At 40.2% G+C, this 13,771-nt stretch carries 14 protein-coding genes; all 14 read right to left on the bottom strand.

The genetic code is table 11. The features are described 5' to 3' along the window. Positions 1 to 9: 9 nt before the first annotated feature. Positions 10 to 1,263, bottom strand: a complete 1,254-nt coding sequence (locus DWX59_RS16215; RefSeq protein ID WP_166460243.1) for an O-antigen polymerase — start codon at positions 1,261 to 1,263, stop codon at positions 10 to 12. 50 nt (positions 1,264 to 1,313) lie between these two features. Beyond that, complete coding sequence (locus DWX59_RS16210; protein ID WP_207660436.1) at positions 1,314 to 2,285, bottom strand: glycosyltransferase family 2 protein; 972 nt, start codon at positions 2,283 to 2,285, stop codon at positions 1,314 to 1,316. 78 nt (positions 2,286 to 2,363) lie between these two features. Then, positions 2,364 to 3,518 (bottom strand): CDP-glycerol glycerophosphotransferase family protein, encoded by a 1,155-nt coding sequence (locus tag DWX59_RS16205; protein WP_166460242.1) that lies wholly within the window; start codon positions 3,516 to 3,518, stop codon positions 2,364 to 2,366. Beyond that, positions 3,518 to 4,618: a non-hydrolyzing UDP-N-acetylglucosamine 2-epimerase gene (gene wecB / locus DWX59_RS16200; RefSeq protein WP_117560243.1), complete on the bottom strand. Its 1,101-nt coding sequence runs from the start codon at positions 4,616 to 4,618 to the stop codon at positions 3,518 to 3,520. The genes DWX59_RS16205 and wecB overlap by 1 nt, the downstream gene beginning before the upstream one ends. Then, positions 4,615 to 5,415: a WecB/TagA/CpsF family glycosyltransferase gene (locus tag DWX59_RS16195; RefSeq protein ID WP_235845079.1), complete on the bottom strand. Its 801-nt coding sequence runs from the start codon at positions 5,413 to 5,415 to the stop codon at positions 4,615 to 4,617. The genes wecB and DWX59_RS16195 overlap by 4 nt, the downstream gene beginning before the upstream one ends. Before the next feature lie 90 nt (positions 5,416 to 5,505). Further along, positions 5,506 to 6,936 (bottom strand): sugar transferase, encoded by a 1,431-nt coding sequence (locus DWX59_RS16190; RefSeq protein ID WP_117560242.1) that lies wholly within the window; start codon positions 6,934 to 6,936, stop codon positions 5,506 to 5,508. A gap of 120 nt (positions 6,937 to 7,056) precedes the next feature. Next, positions 7,057 to 7,752, bottom strand: coding sequence for a hypothetical protein (locus tag DWX59_RS16185; protein ID WP_117560241.1), 696 nt, complete (start codon positions 7,750 to 7,752; stop codon positions 7,057 to 7,059). A 78-nt stretch (positions 7,753 to 7,830) separates the two neighbouring features. Next, entirely contained in the window at positions 7,831 to 8,883 is a 1,053-nt protein-coding gene (locus DWX59_RS16180; RefSeq protein ID WP_117560240.1) for an LCP family protein, read from the bottom strand. Then, positions 8,880 to 9,629 carry a CpsD/CapB family tyrosine-protein kinase gene (locus tag DWX59_RS16175; RefSeq protein WP_117560239.1) on the bottom strand — a complete coding sequence of 250 codons (750 nt, stop codon included), beginning with the start codon at positions 9,627 to 9,629 and terminating at the stop codon, positions 8,880 to 8,882. Before DWX59_RS16175 ends, DWX59_RS16180 begins: the two co-directional genes overlap by 4 nt. Then, positions 9,626 to 10,408 (bottom strand): YveK family protein, encoded by a 783-nt coding sequence (locus DWX59_RS16170; RefSeq protein ID WP_117560238.1) that lies wholly within the window; start codon positions 10,406 to 10,408, stop codon positions 9,626 to 9,628. The genes DWX59_RS16175 and DWX59_RS16170 overlap by 4 nt, the downstream gene beginning before the upstream one ends. Before the next feature lie 8 nt (positions 10,409 to 10,416). Next, complete coding sequence (locus DWX59_RS16165) at positions 10,417 to 11,139, bottom strand: CpsB/CapC family capsule biosynthesis tyrosine phosphatase (RefSeq protein ID WP_117560237.1); 723 nt, start codon at positions 11,137 to 11,139, stop codon at positions 10,417 to 10,419. 1 nt (position 11,140) lies between these two features. After that, on the bottom strand, positions 11,141 to 11,617 hold the full coding sequence (locus tag DWX59_RS16160) for an AfsR/SARP family transcriptional regulator (RefSeq protein ID WP_409337940.1): 477 nt from the start codon (positions 11,615 to 11,617) through the stop codon (positions 11,141 to 11,143). Positions 11,618 to 11,865: 248 nt separating this feature from the next. Further along, positions 11,866 to 12,318, bottom strand: a complete 453-nt coding sequence (locus tag DWX59_RS16155; RefSeq protein ID WP_117560236.1) for a hypothetical protein — start codon at positions 12,316 to 12,318, stop codon at positions 11,866 to 11,868. 506 nt (positions 12,319 to 12,824) lie between these two features. Next, the gene (locus tag DWX59_RS16150; protein ID WP_117560235.1) at positions 12,825 to 13,661 is read right to left on the bottom strand and encodes a tyrosine-type recombinase/integrase; all 837 of its coding nucleotides are present in this window, start codon (positions 13,659 to 13,661) and stop codon (positions 12,825 to 12,827) included. Between the last annotated feature and the right edge of the window lie 110 nt (positions 13,662 to 13,771).

Genomic DNA, 13,771 nt, shown 5'->3' with positions numbered 1-13,771 from the left:
GATACTATCCTAATCTATTCTTTCAACATAATTTTTCTTAATAAAAATTCTATAAAGCAATAGAAGAAAAAACAAGTCATAAATTGTATTTATTCCTAGTAAATTACTTAAAAATAAATCGTCGATTATCATCATTGGAATTGGATAAATCCACATTGCATATAAAAAACAGTGTAAAGATAAATAAGTTTTTTTAGAAATCAAACCATAAAAAAATTCATATATGAAGCCTATACAGGAGACTATAATCATAGAAGCTATAATTCCATAATCATGAATATATCTACGCATGGCAGTATATACATTTCCCCAATTATCGCCAAACTGGACAAAGGGTAGGTGGCGGGTTAGAGGAACATCAATAATTCCTATCTTTCTTAATACCTGATAAATTCCAATTAGTGTCTCCTCACCCATGTAATCTGGTTTAGAAAAATTAAAGCTATTTACAAATTTGTTAAAAGAAATTAGAGGTCCCCCAATATAAACCGATAGTTGCACAAATATTGAGTGTGATGTATTTCTTCCTACCATATTTGCTAATACAGCAAATAATATAAAAAAGAAAAATAAAAAAATAGATATATATATTATAAACTTAATTATTTTCCGCAAAGAGAATCGCACATTCTTTTTGATTAATAAAAAAAATAACGTATAAACAAAAATAGCATAATAGATAAAATAAATGCGTCCAGACGTTAATAATGAAACTATTATATATATAGTTGGTACTAATAAATATACATATTTTTTTTCTTTAAAAGTAATTAAATTCCATATATATATGTATGAAAAAATATATGCCAATATTTTACTAATATTTAAAAGCTGCAAAGAAATGAAACTTATGGATATTTCATTATTTTTTAGCATAGGCCTTATGAGGGTCATATAACTGATAAATCCAGTATATGAAAGACCACTTTTTTGTAATAAATTAAAAAAGTAAATTATGCCAGAGAAAATAACAAAAATAAAAGATAAAGCAATAATATTCTTATTTATGATAATAGGATGATAATTGTAATAAAGTTTTCTTTTACGTTTTGGAAGTGAAGCAAACAGAAATTTTGCAGATATACTGCCTATCAAGAAAAATATTTCGGCTCCAAAAAACAACGTTACTGTTTTTAAGGAAAAGTCCTCTAATACATTCCAATTGTGATAATTCATAATGACAAATAAAGCGGAAATTATTGTTGATACAACTAATAAAAAAACTGGTTCGCAAAAATTAATTCCTTTTCTATTTGTTAACATATAAATTAGTAGTAAACAGATATTTAATCCCAATAGTAACCAAATCATCTTTATTGCCCTTTCAATAGGTTTTTCAATATCCGATACATCTTTAGTTTTAATAAAACCACTTTTAAAACATCTTTTTGATATAAATTGAAATTTAAAATTAATTCTTTTAAAGACAAACTAATGTTGATTTTTTCACGAAACTGGTTTATTAGCATTTTTGTGTTTTTTTCAGTAATATTTAAATTGCCAGTATTTACTGCAACAAAGAAACTCCTTATGTATTTACCCATCAATTGAATAGCTACTGAGGCATCTAGTTCATTTCCCAAAAAATCCCTTTCCAACTCAATTGATTTGTAAATAGAAAAAATTTTATTAATATCATATTTACGTGAAGTACTCTGCCCATAACGAATATAATGAGTGTATAAAACATCTTGAATCATAATAATCTTTTGATTTCTAACGATATAATTCAAGTTATAGATTACATCTTCCATTCCGTATCTAACACTTTCATCAAATGAAATACGCGCTTTTTTAATCGTTTCTAACTTATAAGCTCCATTCCATACGGTATAAACAAACTGATTAAATGCCTTATAGTCTTTTTTTAAATCTATAGAACTTAGTTCAAGATTATCACACTTAATTGTATACTCTTTTTGTACTTTATTCTTATAAATCACTTCGTTTTTATAAGAGTATTTCAATGCATCAAACAGACCATTTTTCAATTTGTCGTATAATATTTCTATTGCTTTTGGATGTAAAATATCATCATGATCACAAAAAACCACATATGTTCCTAAAGCATAACTTAAAGCAGTGTTTCTTGCATTGCAAATTCCTTTATTATCTTGTTTTATATATATAATATTATCATGTTCTGTCGAATATCTTTTACATATTTCCCCACTTCCATCGGTCGATCCATCATCAATAATAATAAGTTCAAAATTATTACAGCTTTGTAATATAATACTTTCCAGTGTCTTTTCAATATATTTAATAGCATTATATACAGGCAAAATTATTGTAAAAAAATATATTCTTTCCATAACAAATTAGATATATACAATTGTTGTACATATCGTTTCCCCCACTAATTATATTTCTTTGATTTTAAGAAAGGTTCTTTCGCAATTTTTCAAATCATGAAAAGTAAAAAAATCACTTTCTCTATTGGTATACTTTAATATTTCACATCGCTCCCCTTTAGCAAGGTAGTTAATTATCTCATCACTTCTTTTAAAAACAGGTCCGAACCCATCCGCCTGGAAATCAAAATACCCCTCTTGAAAATGTTTTTCTCGAAACTCTGTAGAATCAAATTGAAAATATATAACTTCTTTTTGCAAATATGCGAAATCAAAGGCGACACTTGAATAATCTGTTATAAATAGGTAACTGCTATTTATTAATTTAGAAAAAGAATAATCAGAAGTATCTACAACTTCAATATTAGTTTTGTCAAACCTAAAAAGACTTTCAAAGTCTCGCATACCTGGATGAAAACATATTAAAAACTTATAATGAGATAATCTTGTATCTAAACTAATCATTAATAAAAGATTGTATAGTTCTTTATAATATGTAGTATTAACAAATTGAGTTTTATCATGTTTTTTTAAATACTTTCTCCATGTCAGCATAATAAATATTTGATTTTTGTCAATATTCTCTTTGCTAAGTAAATCATATCGACAAAAGCCAGTTATATTTACAGCTTTTTTACTATAGCCTAATTTTTGCATGAAATCAGATTCCCTTTCAGAAACACAACTTAAAAAGGAAACTCTTGATGCGGGTTGCTCTAAATATAAAGAGCGATTTTGGGTTACGCCATGTTGTAAAAAACAAAACTTAACTTTACACCAACCTAATAACCAGGCATAATATAAAATACGATTAGGCATACCATTTGAATACTGAGAACTAATATATTTATTAGCAGCCCATGTATATACACAATGTTTAAAACCTCCAAATTCAATGATATTATTGCTTATTGCTTGTATTTTTTTATAGTCGTTACTTTTTTTATTAATAGCATAGTATATATTTTGATTATTTTCCCGTTTTATCACATAATCAAAAAAACAGAAACCATTATCTCTTGCTTCATCTTCTCGCTCTGTTACAATCCATATTTCTGATTTTAGCTTTTTTAACATCATACCTGGTATATAAGAAAAAATGGTATAGAACCCCCCTCTGATATCCGCACCTGATATTTTTTGGATAATTTTTAATAATTCCATCAATACCATATCCTTTCAATGATGTCTGCAATTCGTTGAGAAGCACAACCATCTCCATATGGATTGCTTGCCATACTCATTTTTTTGTATTCTGTATTATCTGATAGTAATAAGTTAAAAGCAGTATATATACTTTCCTCTTTTGTTCCCACAAGTTTTAAAGTTCCGGCTTTAATTCCTTCTGGCCGCTCGGTGGTATCTCTCATAACTAATACGGGTTTACCTAATGAGGGGGCTTCTTCCTGGATTCCTCCAGAATCAGTTAAAATCATGTAACTCCTATTTAGAAAATTATGAAAATCAATTACTTCTAAAGGATTAATTATATGAATCCGATTGTTCTCTTTAAAAAATTGTGAAGCTAATTCATGTATTAAAGGATTCATATGAATAGGATAGATTACTTTAACATCAGAATGTACTTCCACAACCCTGCGTATTGCTCTAAACATCTGCTCCATAGGTTTACCAAGGTTTTCACGACGGTGAGCAGTAATCATTATCAAACGACTTCCCTTTGCCCATTCCAATTCAGGATGCGTATAGTCATTTCGTACCGTTGTCTTTAATGCATCAATTGCCGTGTTACCTGTTACAAATATTGTTTCTTCTTTCTTTCCTTCGTAAATCAAGTTTTGTTTTGCTAAAGTTGTTGGTGCAAAATTATACTGACTTATTATACTCACAGCTTGCCTATTAAATTCTTCTGGGAAAGGAGAAAACACATTATATGTTCTTAGACCTGCCTCTACATGGCCAACGGGAATTTGTAGGTAAAAACACGCCAATGCTGTTACGAAAGTAGTAGATGTGTCTCCATGCACTAATACAAGATTAGGTTGTGCAGTTTCCAAAACTAATTTAATTTTTTCGAGAATTCTTACAGTCACATCAAAAAGTGTCTGTTTATCTTTCATGACAGATAAGTCATAATCAGGTATTACGTCAAACACTCTCAAAACTTGATCTAGCATTTGACGATGCTGTCCTGTAACACAAACTTTGGTATTAATATATTTCCTTTTTTTTAATTCTTTGACTAAAGGGCACATTTTAATAGCTTCTGGCCGTGTTCCAAATATAAGCATTACCGTTTTCACGATTTTTTCTCCCTATTAGATATTTTTTCCAATATAATGTCCTTTATAAATATTACATTACCAATAAAATATCGTTTAAATAATCGTCTAGGTTCTTGTATAACTCTGAAAAACCATTCTAAATTCATCTTTTGCATCCATAAAGGTGCCCTTGGAATTTTTCCTGAAATTACATCAAAACTTCCTCCGACCCCCATAAAGACACAGTTATTTCCAAATTCCTGAAAATACTTGACTAAATATTCCTTTAATGGCGAAGTTATTCCTACAAACACAAAATCAGGATTCTTTTCTTTTATTTCTGAAGCTATTCCATCCCAATCTTCTTTGGAAAAATAACCATTATGAATTCCTGAAATAATTAATCCTGGATAGATTCCTTTTAAAATTTTTTCTGTTTGTTCGACAATTTCCTGCTTAGCTCCTAATAGGTATATGCTATACTTTTTTTGAAAACTTAACTCAATCAGTTTTAACATTAAGTCAATCCCAGCTACTCGTTCTGGTAATGGCGTTCCTAAGAATTTGCTAGCAATGACTGTTGAAGCACCATCAGCATTAATGACACCACAGCTATTAACAATTTGTTTTAATCTTTCATTTCTATTTAGTTCATTAATTTTATCTGCATTAACACCAATTAAATGCAATGGTTCTTTGTTAATAACATATTTTTCCACTAAATTTATGGTATCTGTCATATTCAGTACATCAATTTGGGTATTTAGAATTGTTATCCTTGAATTATTACCTAATATTTTTTCTTGATGAACATGAAAAGAGGTATCCTCTACCATTTTTACTCCTTTAATTAAAATTTCTCTCAAATAATTGTTATTATTTGCACCAAACAAAAACCAAAAATACCAAGCGCATACTTCCTCTACCTACATCGCGCCACCCTTCCCCAACACCACCTGCACCGTCTTCATCAATATCCTCATATCCAACGCAGGCTTCCACTCCGTTATATACTCCCTATCCAACTTCACGACTTCCTCAAAATCCGTAATCTCACTTCTCCCGCTCACCTGCCACATACCGGTAATACCCGGCTTTATGCTCAGCCTGGCGCGGTGGTGCAGGTCGTACTTCTCCCACTCATCCACCGTAGGCGGCCTGGTGCCTACCAGGCTCATGTCACCCTTCAGCACATTCCAAAACTGCGGGAATTCATCAATGGAGTATTTCCGGATAAAGTTCCCAATTCCATTTGCGCCCCCAATAATCCGGGGGTCATTCTCTATCTTGAACATCATACCGCCCTGTACGCGGTTCTGACTCATTAATTCCTTTTTCCGTTCTTCCGCATCCATATACATGCTGCGGAATTTATATAATTTAAACCGTCTTCCATTCCTTCCGATACGGACCTGGGAAAAGAAGATTGGTCCTGGTGACTGTATGTAAATACAAGGGGCGACAATCATATACAGAAGCCCGGTCAATATGCAGCCCACGATTCCTCCGGCAATGTCCATGGCGCGTTTGAAGAACGCCTGGCGCCAGGAGGCCATGTTGATGCTGCTGGTCAGGACTGTATAGGTACCCATACGTTCCACATGCTGCACCTGGCCCTTCAGCCTTCCCATCTCAATCAGCTTCACATGTACGGTTACGCCCATATCAATGAAACTATCCATCAGTTCCTGCGGCAAAGGCATCTTCTTGGGAAGATTGATGAATACCTCGTCCACCCATTCCCGGCACACGTATTCTGCCACGGTGCCTTTGTCTGCCACGATATCTATCCCGTTTATATTCTGTCCAATCCGGTCATCATCCAGCAGAGCCACGCCCACAATCCTGAAACACTCATAATTATTATTGCGGATGTTTTCTATTGCTTCTTCCACCATATCCGATGAAGTCAGGATAAGGAGGGACCGGTTTCCCTTTCCGCCTTCTCCCCTGTTAAGAATGTATTTCTTCCAGAAAATCCTGCACACATAGGTAATTACCGCATATATGATACCGGTCATGACCAGGGTGAATCTTGAGTACTCTTCTCCCTGCTGGATTGCGAACAGGTAAAATGCCGCAATCAATATCACAAGGCTTACATGTTTTACGGTTGAAGTGAATTCTTTTAAATATCCTCGTTTCAGCACATTCTTGAAACTCTCCCCAAAGAATGTAACGAATACCTGTATCAGCACATATATCAATGCCATATTGCGGTATAAACGGCTTCCATACGGCCAGTGGACCCCATGGCGAACAAAGTAAGCTGCAATATAAGCTAATTGCAGGCACATTGCATCGATTAATGTGAAATCCAGATGCTTCATCCATCCTTTATCTGCTTTTCGATACATTTTTCCCCACCAGACTTTTTTTCATGATCTCCCGGGACAATTCCCCTGTAAAACCGGGGGCACGACACTTGTGCCACATGCCCCCGGCCGGCATTTTTCAATGCTGTCACTGCAATGTCATTAGTTCTTGTACACTACGGATAATGTACCTGATCCAGGAACATTGACAGCTACGGTCTTGGTAACCGGATCCACCTTAACGGCTGGAATCAGCTGCCACTGGCCGGTAGCGTTGTCGTAGAACAGTACCTGTACGTTAGCCAGGTTTTCAACCAGGTTAGGTACATACAGGGATACTTCTACAGCGCCTGTCTTCACAGCGCCTGTGTTGGCATCCATGGTAATGATTGCATGGGTACCGGTCAGGGCGTTGTAGCCAGTCAGGTCCAGGGTCTGAACAGCCTCAGTCAGTGGCTTTCCTGCGTTGATCTCATTGATTGCAGATACTACGTTCTCAGGAAGACCTGCTGTTGCTGCTACGCTTGGAGCAAATCCAACTGCTGTATCACCGATAACAGCCTGGCCTTTTGAGTTGGTTGTTACCTGCTGACCTGTGGTTGTCACAGTGTCTACAGCAACCCCGATTGTGCTTCCGCTTGGGCTTGCACTGGTTGTTGCGCCTGTGGTCTTTACACCGGTAGACGATACAGTTACTGTGGTGTTGGAGTTTGCACTTGTGTTGGTTGTGGTTGAGGAAGTGATTGAACCGCTTCCGTCACTGCCGCTGCTGGATGAGCTGCTGCTTGCAAACGCCCACATTGGCTGTACTGCCAGGGCTGCTGCCAACACTAAAGCTGCTGCGCATTTCTTTTTCATATCCTTCACCTCTCCTTTCTTTTCTCCTAAGAGTTTTATATTCAATAAACAGCATGTTTCCACGCCGGTTATTGCACCTTATTGAAGTTCCCGGTAAAACAGTTCCAGTATGACAGGCGTCAGGGCCTCCTGGTCCGCGTAGAACTCATCATATCTGGGAGTTACTACTCCCTCTCCGGGAACCGTGTAGAAATCCTCATTGCTGAGTTTTCCGCTTCCCACGGCATCCATGGCAATCTTAAGGTACTGGTCCTTGGCCATATTGGTCACCATGTATTCCTGGACCTTGTCGAACAGCCGCACCACCAGGCCGCTGTCATGGGCAGACCCCTTTTGTACTGCCTCAAAAAATGCCTTGATGTATTGCTGCTGCTGGTCCATCCGGAACAGGGCCGAATGCCCAATCTTTATATCCCTGAATCTGACAAATGTCTCTGCCTGTTTCCCCTTAAGTGTTACTGTTTCCCCTTTTACCAGAGCCGGGTCCCTCTGTTCCATGCCTTCTGTTTCAATGGTTACGGTCACGCCGCCCACCTCGTCGTTCAGCATGGGGATTGCGCTCATATCTGCCGCCAGATACCATTCTATCTTCAGTCCGCCTAACAGGCCGGACACCGCCTCCACCATGTATTCGCAGCTTTTCTCCCTGCCGTCGCCGTAGGCATAGGCCAGGTTCAGATGCTGCATGTCTTTTCCTAATACATTGCCGCTTAAATCTGTCAGCGTTATGTCCGTCATGGTGTCCCGGGGTATCATCAGTATTTTTATGGTATTGCGGACCGTATCCTGGGCAATGAGGAATATTCCGTCGGACTGTCCCCCAAAACCGGACGTGGTCTTTTCTGTCATTTCCCCTGCGCGGTCCACGCCCATGCACAGGATGGCTTTTACATAGCTATTGCGCCTGTATTTTTTTCCGTTGTACTCAACGATGTCCCCGCTGAACAGGTATGTATCGTTCTGCTGTCCGCCGGATTCTGCGGTGTAGTTCCTGGCCGCGATTTCTGCCTCGATGGCTTTTCTCTGCCTGTACAGGCCCGCGCCTGTCCATATGAAGCCAATCAGGGAAACAGCCGCTATTCCAATGCCGGCCCGGTATACTGTGTTTTTATGATTGCGCAGCCAGCTCATGCATTTGCCTTCTCGTATTTCTCATATTTTCCGTATTTGCCATACTTGCCGTATTTGGAGTATTTGCCGTATTTCCCGTAACGGCCATAGTACTTGCTGTAGTATCCGCTGCGTTCCATGCTCACCTTGTTGAGCACCACGCCCAGGATACGGCAGCCGCTCTTATCCAGCTGGCTTTTTACCCGCTGTTCCAGGCGGTAGCTTATGCATCCGCTTTCCACCACCATCACGGCGCCGTCACACTGTCTTGCCACAATGGCTCCGTCTATAAGGTTAGCCATGGGCGGCGTGTCTATAATCACATAGTCGTATTCATTCTTAAGCGTTTCAATCATTTTGCCGAACAGGTCCTCTTCCAGAAGTTCAGCTGGATTGGGGGAGTATGGACCGGCAAATACCATGCTCAGGTTCTCCACATTTGTATCATAGAGGACTTCCTCCAGGGTCTTTTGTCCGCTCAGGTACTGGGACAGGCCGTATACTTCCGTCTCCAGCTGATACCTGGACACCAGTACGGATTTACGTATGTCGGCGTCTATCATTACCACCTTTTTCCCAATCTGGGCCAGGGATGATGCCATGGCAAATGTAATGTCACTTTTTCCTTCATCGGGAAGGGAACTGGTCAGCATGATGGTCCGGATGCCGCTTCCGCAAAACTGTATGTTGGTCCTCAGGGTCTTGATGGCTTCGTTATAGTGGTAGTCATCCTTCATTTCCCTGTTTAGTGTGATTATCTGCTTCATGATGCACGGCCGCCTTTCTTTTTCCTGGATTTACCGGGCGCTGTCTTGGTTTTGGATTTGGAGGATATCATGGCTTCCTTGTCCTCCGGCTTTTCTCCCTCCCTGATTGGCACGGATGCCAGTACGGACAGTCCCAGGTATTTGGTAACGTCTTCTTCGGTACGGATTGTATCGTTCATCACAACCTGGACCGTGATTAAGCCGCATACTATCACCGCGCCCAGCAGCGCGCCGATAAGTGCGTTCTTCACATTGCTGGGGCTGGATTTCTGTATAGGGATCTCGCCTTCCTCAATCAGTTTGGGCGGCACCATTTCCATGATGTCCCCGATATAATCGGAAGAAACAGTGGCAATCTTGTCTGCAATCAGCTTTGCCATGTCCGGGGCCGGGTCTTCCACTGATATGGACAGGATTCGCGTATCCTGGGGATTGTCAATGGTAACCTTTTCCAATAGCTCTTTGTATGTAAGATTCAGCTTCATATCATCGATTACCTGGTTTAACACCCTTCTGCTGGTAACAATGATTTTATAGTCCTTTGTCAGCTGGCTTCCTATCTGCAGGTCTGCCAGTGAGGTCAGCGTGGTTTCCTTGGAGAGGATATAAACCATGGCAGTGGATTTGTACTGGGGCGTGAGGACAAATTTGCTGAATGCCCCGGCCACTCCGCCGAACAGGACGATTACTCCCAATATGATCCATATCTTGCGCCGGAACTCCCCCAGCAGTTCCAAGAGGTCTATCTCAATCTCGTCATCTTCAAATGTCTTTTCCATACGTCTCCCTATTCTCCTGTTTTTCCTTTTTGTAATATTTTGTCTGCATTGCTGCTAACCAGGGCTTTTAATGCCTGTTCCCCCACATGTTTTTCCAGCCATCCAAGGCTTGCCCGGACATCCGGCTTCCTGTAATCCATCCTGTGCATGTCCGTGCCCAGTATATGAATCCTTCCTTCCAGGACCTGCCTGCGGCACCACCGCACCTCCCGGTTCCATATACCATTCCCCTCCAGGCTGCTGTAGTTCATCTGAAGCCTGCAGCCGCATTGGACCAGTTCTTCCAGGTTCTTTCCTTCCCTCAGGCAGAAATACCGTTCCACATGGGCAATGACCGGTATGTACCTGGCCATGGTCATTTTCCTTACCGCCTGATACAGGCTGTGGTACGCCTCCTGGGGGTCGAACTCCACCAGCACGCAGCGTGTTCCTTCCAGGGTCAGGGCCTGTCCCTGCTTCAGGTTTTCCACCAGCCCTTCATGGTAATACGTTTCCTGCCCAAGACCGGTCTTAAAATCGGGCGCAATCTTTTTGGCCTCCTCGGTCAGTCTGGCAGACAGTTCGTATATCTCAGGACGGAGCCCTCTTCTGGAATAATGGGGCGTGGCCACAATATGGCGTATTCCCTGGCTGTAGGCCGTCTCCAGCATCCTCCTGCTTTCATCCCAATCCCTTGCCCCGTCGTCAATACCCGGAAGGATATGGGTGTGTACATCAATTATTCCTGTCATGTCATTTCAGCACTCCATTGTATTTTCGGTATAAATTCTTCAGATACGGCAATGTATCCTCTGCCCAGGAATATTCCGGCATATAACTCCCGGAAAACAAGGTTATATAATCAGGACTGCCCTCTATGAACTCATAGAAGTCACATAGGAACAGCTCCGTGTCCACGGCATAACTGCCCCGTTTTTTTATTAATATGTGCTCAATCCCATATTCCTCAAGATTTCTGCGTAAGCGGTAATAAATTACCCTCAGGTTGTTTTTTGCGGTTTTTTCTTCTATACTTTCATATAATAAATATGTCATCTGGGATAACGATACGCTGCTTCCTCGTTTTTCAACCAAAACCGCCAGCATCTCCTTAGCCTTGCTGCTGGGAAAATAAATTAACCTGCCATTCACATAGACATCAAAACCATCAAAGGTCTTTACGAATATCTTCGCATTTTTCACTACCGACATCAGCGTTGTTACTCCCATTAATTCCAGCCGCATAGTACTGTTCTTTGTAAGGATATACCACCCTATTGCTTTCAGATTCGTTACAAAACCGTTTCATTTCCATGCTGCAAGTAATTTTTTGTAGTTTTCTGGAAATATTGGTTACAATTTGTTATTTTTATACATATTAAAAAAGAAGCTATCTTATCAGATTGCTTCTTTTTCATTTACGGAAAACCTAATATATTGTCATTATTTGCTTTCCTAAGTATTTAATTCAGAATTTTCTAAAACTTTTCTTCAAAATAATCCCTCATGAGACTTGACAATGTTACCTCCGCCCAGCTGTATTCAGGCATGTATTCACCTGCAAAATAATTAGATGCGCCTTCTACCTGACGCACCATATCATAACTATCGCAGACAATCTGCTCCTTATTAATGGCGTATGTACCTCTTCCCTTAATGACGATTTTCTCAATTCCGTACTTTTTAAGAGTCTGCTTCAGCCTGTGCCATGCCAGGTGGACAGCCTGCTTGGCTGCCGCCTCATCCCGCTCTCCCTCTGATAAGATACTTGCCAGATGGGACAGCGTGACCGCCTTACCTCTCCAATCCACAAGAACTGCCAGTAATTCCTTGGCCTTACTGCTGGAAAAGTATATCAGCTCGCCTCTATAATACAGATCAAAGCCGCCAAAGGTTTTTACATATACTTTGTCCATATTAATATCAAACATGTTGCATACTCACCTTTATCCCGCATTTTCGGAACCCGCAGTTCCTTTCGTTCTCCGCCGGGGCTCATTGCCCCCTACCTATATGTTAACATAAACGGCCTTCTAATTCCAGTAATATAACCCCATTTCCCTCTAAATCCCCCTCCATATTTTACACAAAATTGTACTTTTTCATCAGTTTTGTGATGTTTGCCAAAAAATCCTTGAATCCCTGTCCCTTATGTCCGGCAGAAGGGATGCAACATAATAGCAATTATGTTGTCACACTTTTTCTGTATTGGGAAGAAACGTAACCGTATCTGTCCCGAAACCAGCAAAATGGTATGCAAAATAAACCGGTGAAAAAGAATCGCTTTCCCCGGTCTGTTCCTCATGCTGTTTTACTTCGGTTTTACTTTGTTTTTACAGCAATTCTTGCTTTTTTCCATGTGCCATGTTAAACTGTTTATGTACCATATTGATTTAAATCGCTCCTGGCGACAACATAATTGCTATTATGTTGCCGTTTATTTTTTTGCAAGGACAAGGCCGATGCGCTCTAATTGCCGGATATGGGATTTGCCGCTTTCCATTGTGTATATCCGCGTGGTGGTGACACTGGAATGTCCCAGCAGGTCGGCAAGCCTTGACAGGTCCTTTTCCAGCTTATAATAGGTCCGGGCAAACAAATGGCGCAGATTGTGGGGGAATACCTTTCCCGGTTCCACGCCAGCCCTGTTACAGAGCGCTTTCATATCCCTCCATATATTTGTCCGGTCAAGGGGCTTCCCGCCAGCGGTTTTAAAGACCGGCCCGCTGTCAATCCCATGCTTCCTGCAATACCTCTGCAGTGCCCGGCATAGTACTTTTGGCAGGAATACCACACGGTTCTTCCCTTTGCAGTCCACATTGGCCTGTCCAATCCCCACGGCTTCCACGGTTATGTGGCGCACCTCGGACACCCGGATACCGGTGGCGCAGATTGTCTGAAGCAGCATTGCAAGACGGTGGTTGTCTTTTTCCTCCGCTGCTTTTATCAGCCGCCAGTATTCCTCCTGGGTCAGTTCTTTTTCCGGCTTTGCAAAAAGACATTTTTGGATTTTCAGCGGCTTGACTTTCATCTGTGGCATGCCGGACCATTCCAAAAAGCCATTGACTGCGGCCAGCATGGAATTGACACTGGCCGGGGCATAGGATTCGGTCAGATATCCCTTAAAGCTGACTACTGCTTCCTTGCAAAGAGATTCATTTCCCATGAACGTGAAGAATACCCTTAAACCCCGGAGATACTTTGCTATGGTATTGGCGCTGCGTTCCTCGCTGCGCAGGTAGGTTTCATATCTGCTTAAATCCGTATCAATCATGATTTCAGCCCTCGCTTTTTCTCTAATGTCTTTTATTGTGCCACTTTTATGTTGTGCCAATCCGCTATTTTATAATGGATTGGTTTTCTTTACACTAGATTTTTTCAAAC

It is taken from the genome of Enterocloster aldenensis (assembly GCF_003434055.1).
GTDB classification, from domain to species: domain Bacteria; phylum Bacillota; class Clostridia; order Lachnospirales; family Lachnospiraceae; genus Enterocloster; species Enterocloster aldenensis.
The sequence above is the reverse complement of the archived record's forward strand: the minus strand, read 5'-3'. Positions and strand labels throughout refer to the sequence as shown.

What these genes read in the sequence shown, in the direction of transcription:
- DWX59_RS16215 (WP_166460243.1), bottom strand. Translation starts at nt 1,263, where the DNA reads ATGTTAACAAATAGAAAAGGAATTAATTTTTGCGAACCAGTTTTTTTA.
- DWX59_RS16205 (WP_166460242.1), bottom strand. Translation starts at nt 3,518, where the DNA reads ATGGAATTATTAAAAATTATCCAAAAAATATCAGGTGCGGATATCAGA.
- DWX59_RS16195 (WP_235845079.1), bottom strand. Translation starts at nt 5,415, where the DNA reads ATGGTAGAGGATACCTCTTTTCATGTTCATCAAGAAAAAATATTAGGT.
- DWX59_RS16190 (WP_117560242.1), bottom strand. Translation starts at nt 6,936, where the DNA reads ATGTATCGAAAAGCAGATAAAGGATGGATGAAGCATCTGGATTTCACA.
- DWX59_RS16185 (WP_117560241.1), bottom strand. Translation starts at nt 7,752, where the DNA reads ATGAAAAAGAAATGCGCAGCAGCTTTAGTGTTGGCAGCAGCCCTGGCA.
- DWX59_RS16180 (WP_117560240.1), bottom strand. Translation starts at nt 8,883, where the DNA reads ATGAGCTGGCTGCGCAATCATAAAAACACAGTATACCGGGCCGGCATT.
- DWX59_RS16175 (WP_117560239.1), bottom strand. Translation starts at nt 9,629, where the DNA reads ATGAAGCAGATAATCACACTAAACAGGGAAATGAAGGATGACTACCAC.
- DWX59_RS16170 (WP_117560238.1), bottom strand. Translation starts at nt 10,408, where the DNA reads ATGGAAAAGACATTTGAAGATGACGAGATTGAGATAGACCTCTTGGAA.
- DWX59_RS16165 (WP_117560237.1), bottom strand. Translation starts at nt 11,139, where the DNA reads ATGACAGGAATAATTGATGTACACACCCATATCCTTCCGGGTATTGAC.
- DWX59_RS16160 (WP_409337940.1), bottom strand. Translation starts at nt 11,617, where the DNA reads ATGGGAGTAACAACGCTGATGTCGGTAGTGAAAAATGCGAAGATATTC.
- DWX59_RS16155 (WP_117560236.1), bottom strand. Translation starts at nt 12,318, where the DNA reads ATGTTTGATATTAATATGGACAAAGTATATGTAAAAACCTTTGGCGGC.
- DWX59_RS16150 (WP_117560235.1), bottom strand. Translation starts at nt 13,661, where the DNA reads ATGATTGATACGGATTTAAGCAGATATGAAACCTACCTGCGCAGCGAG.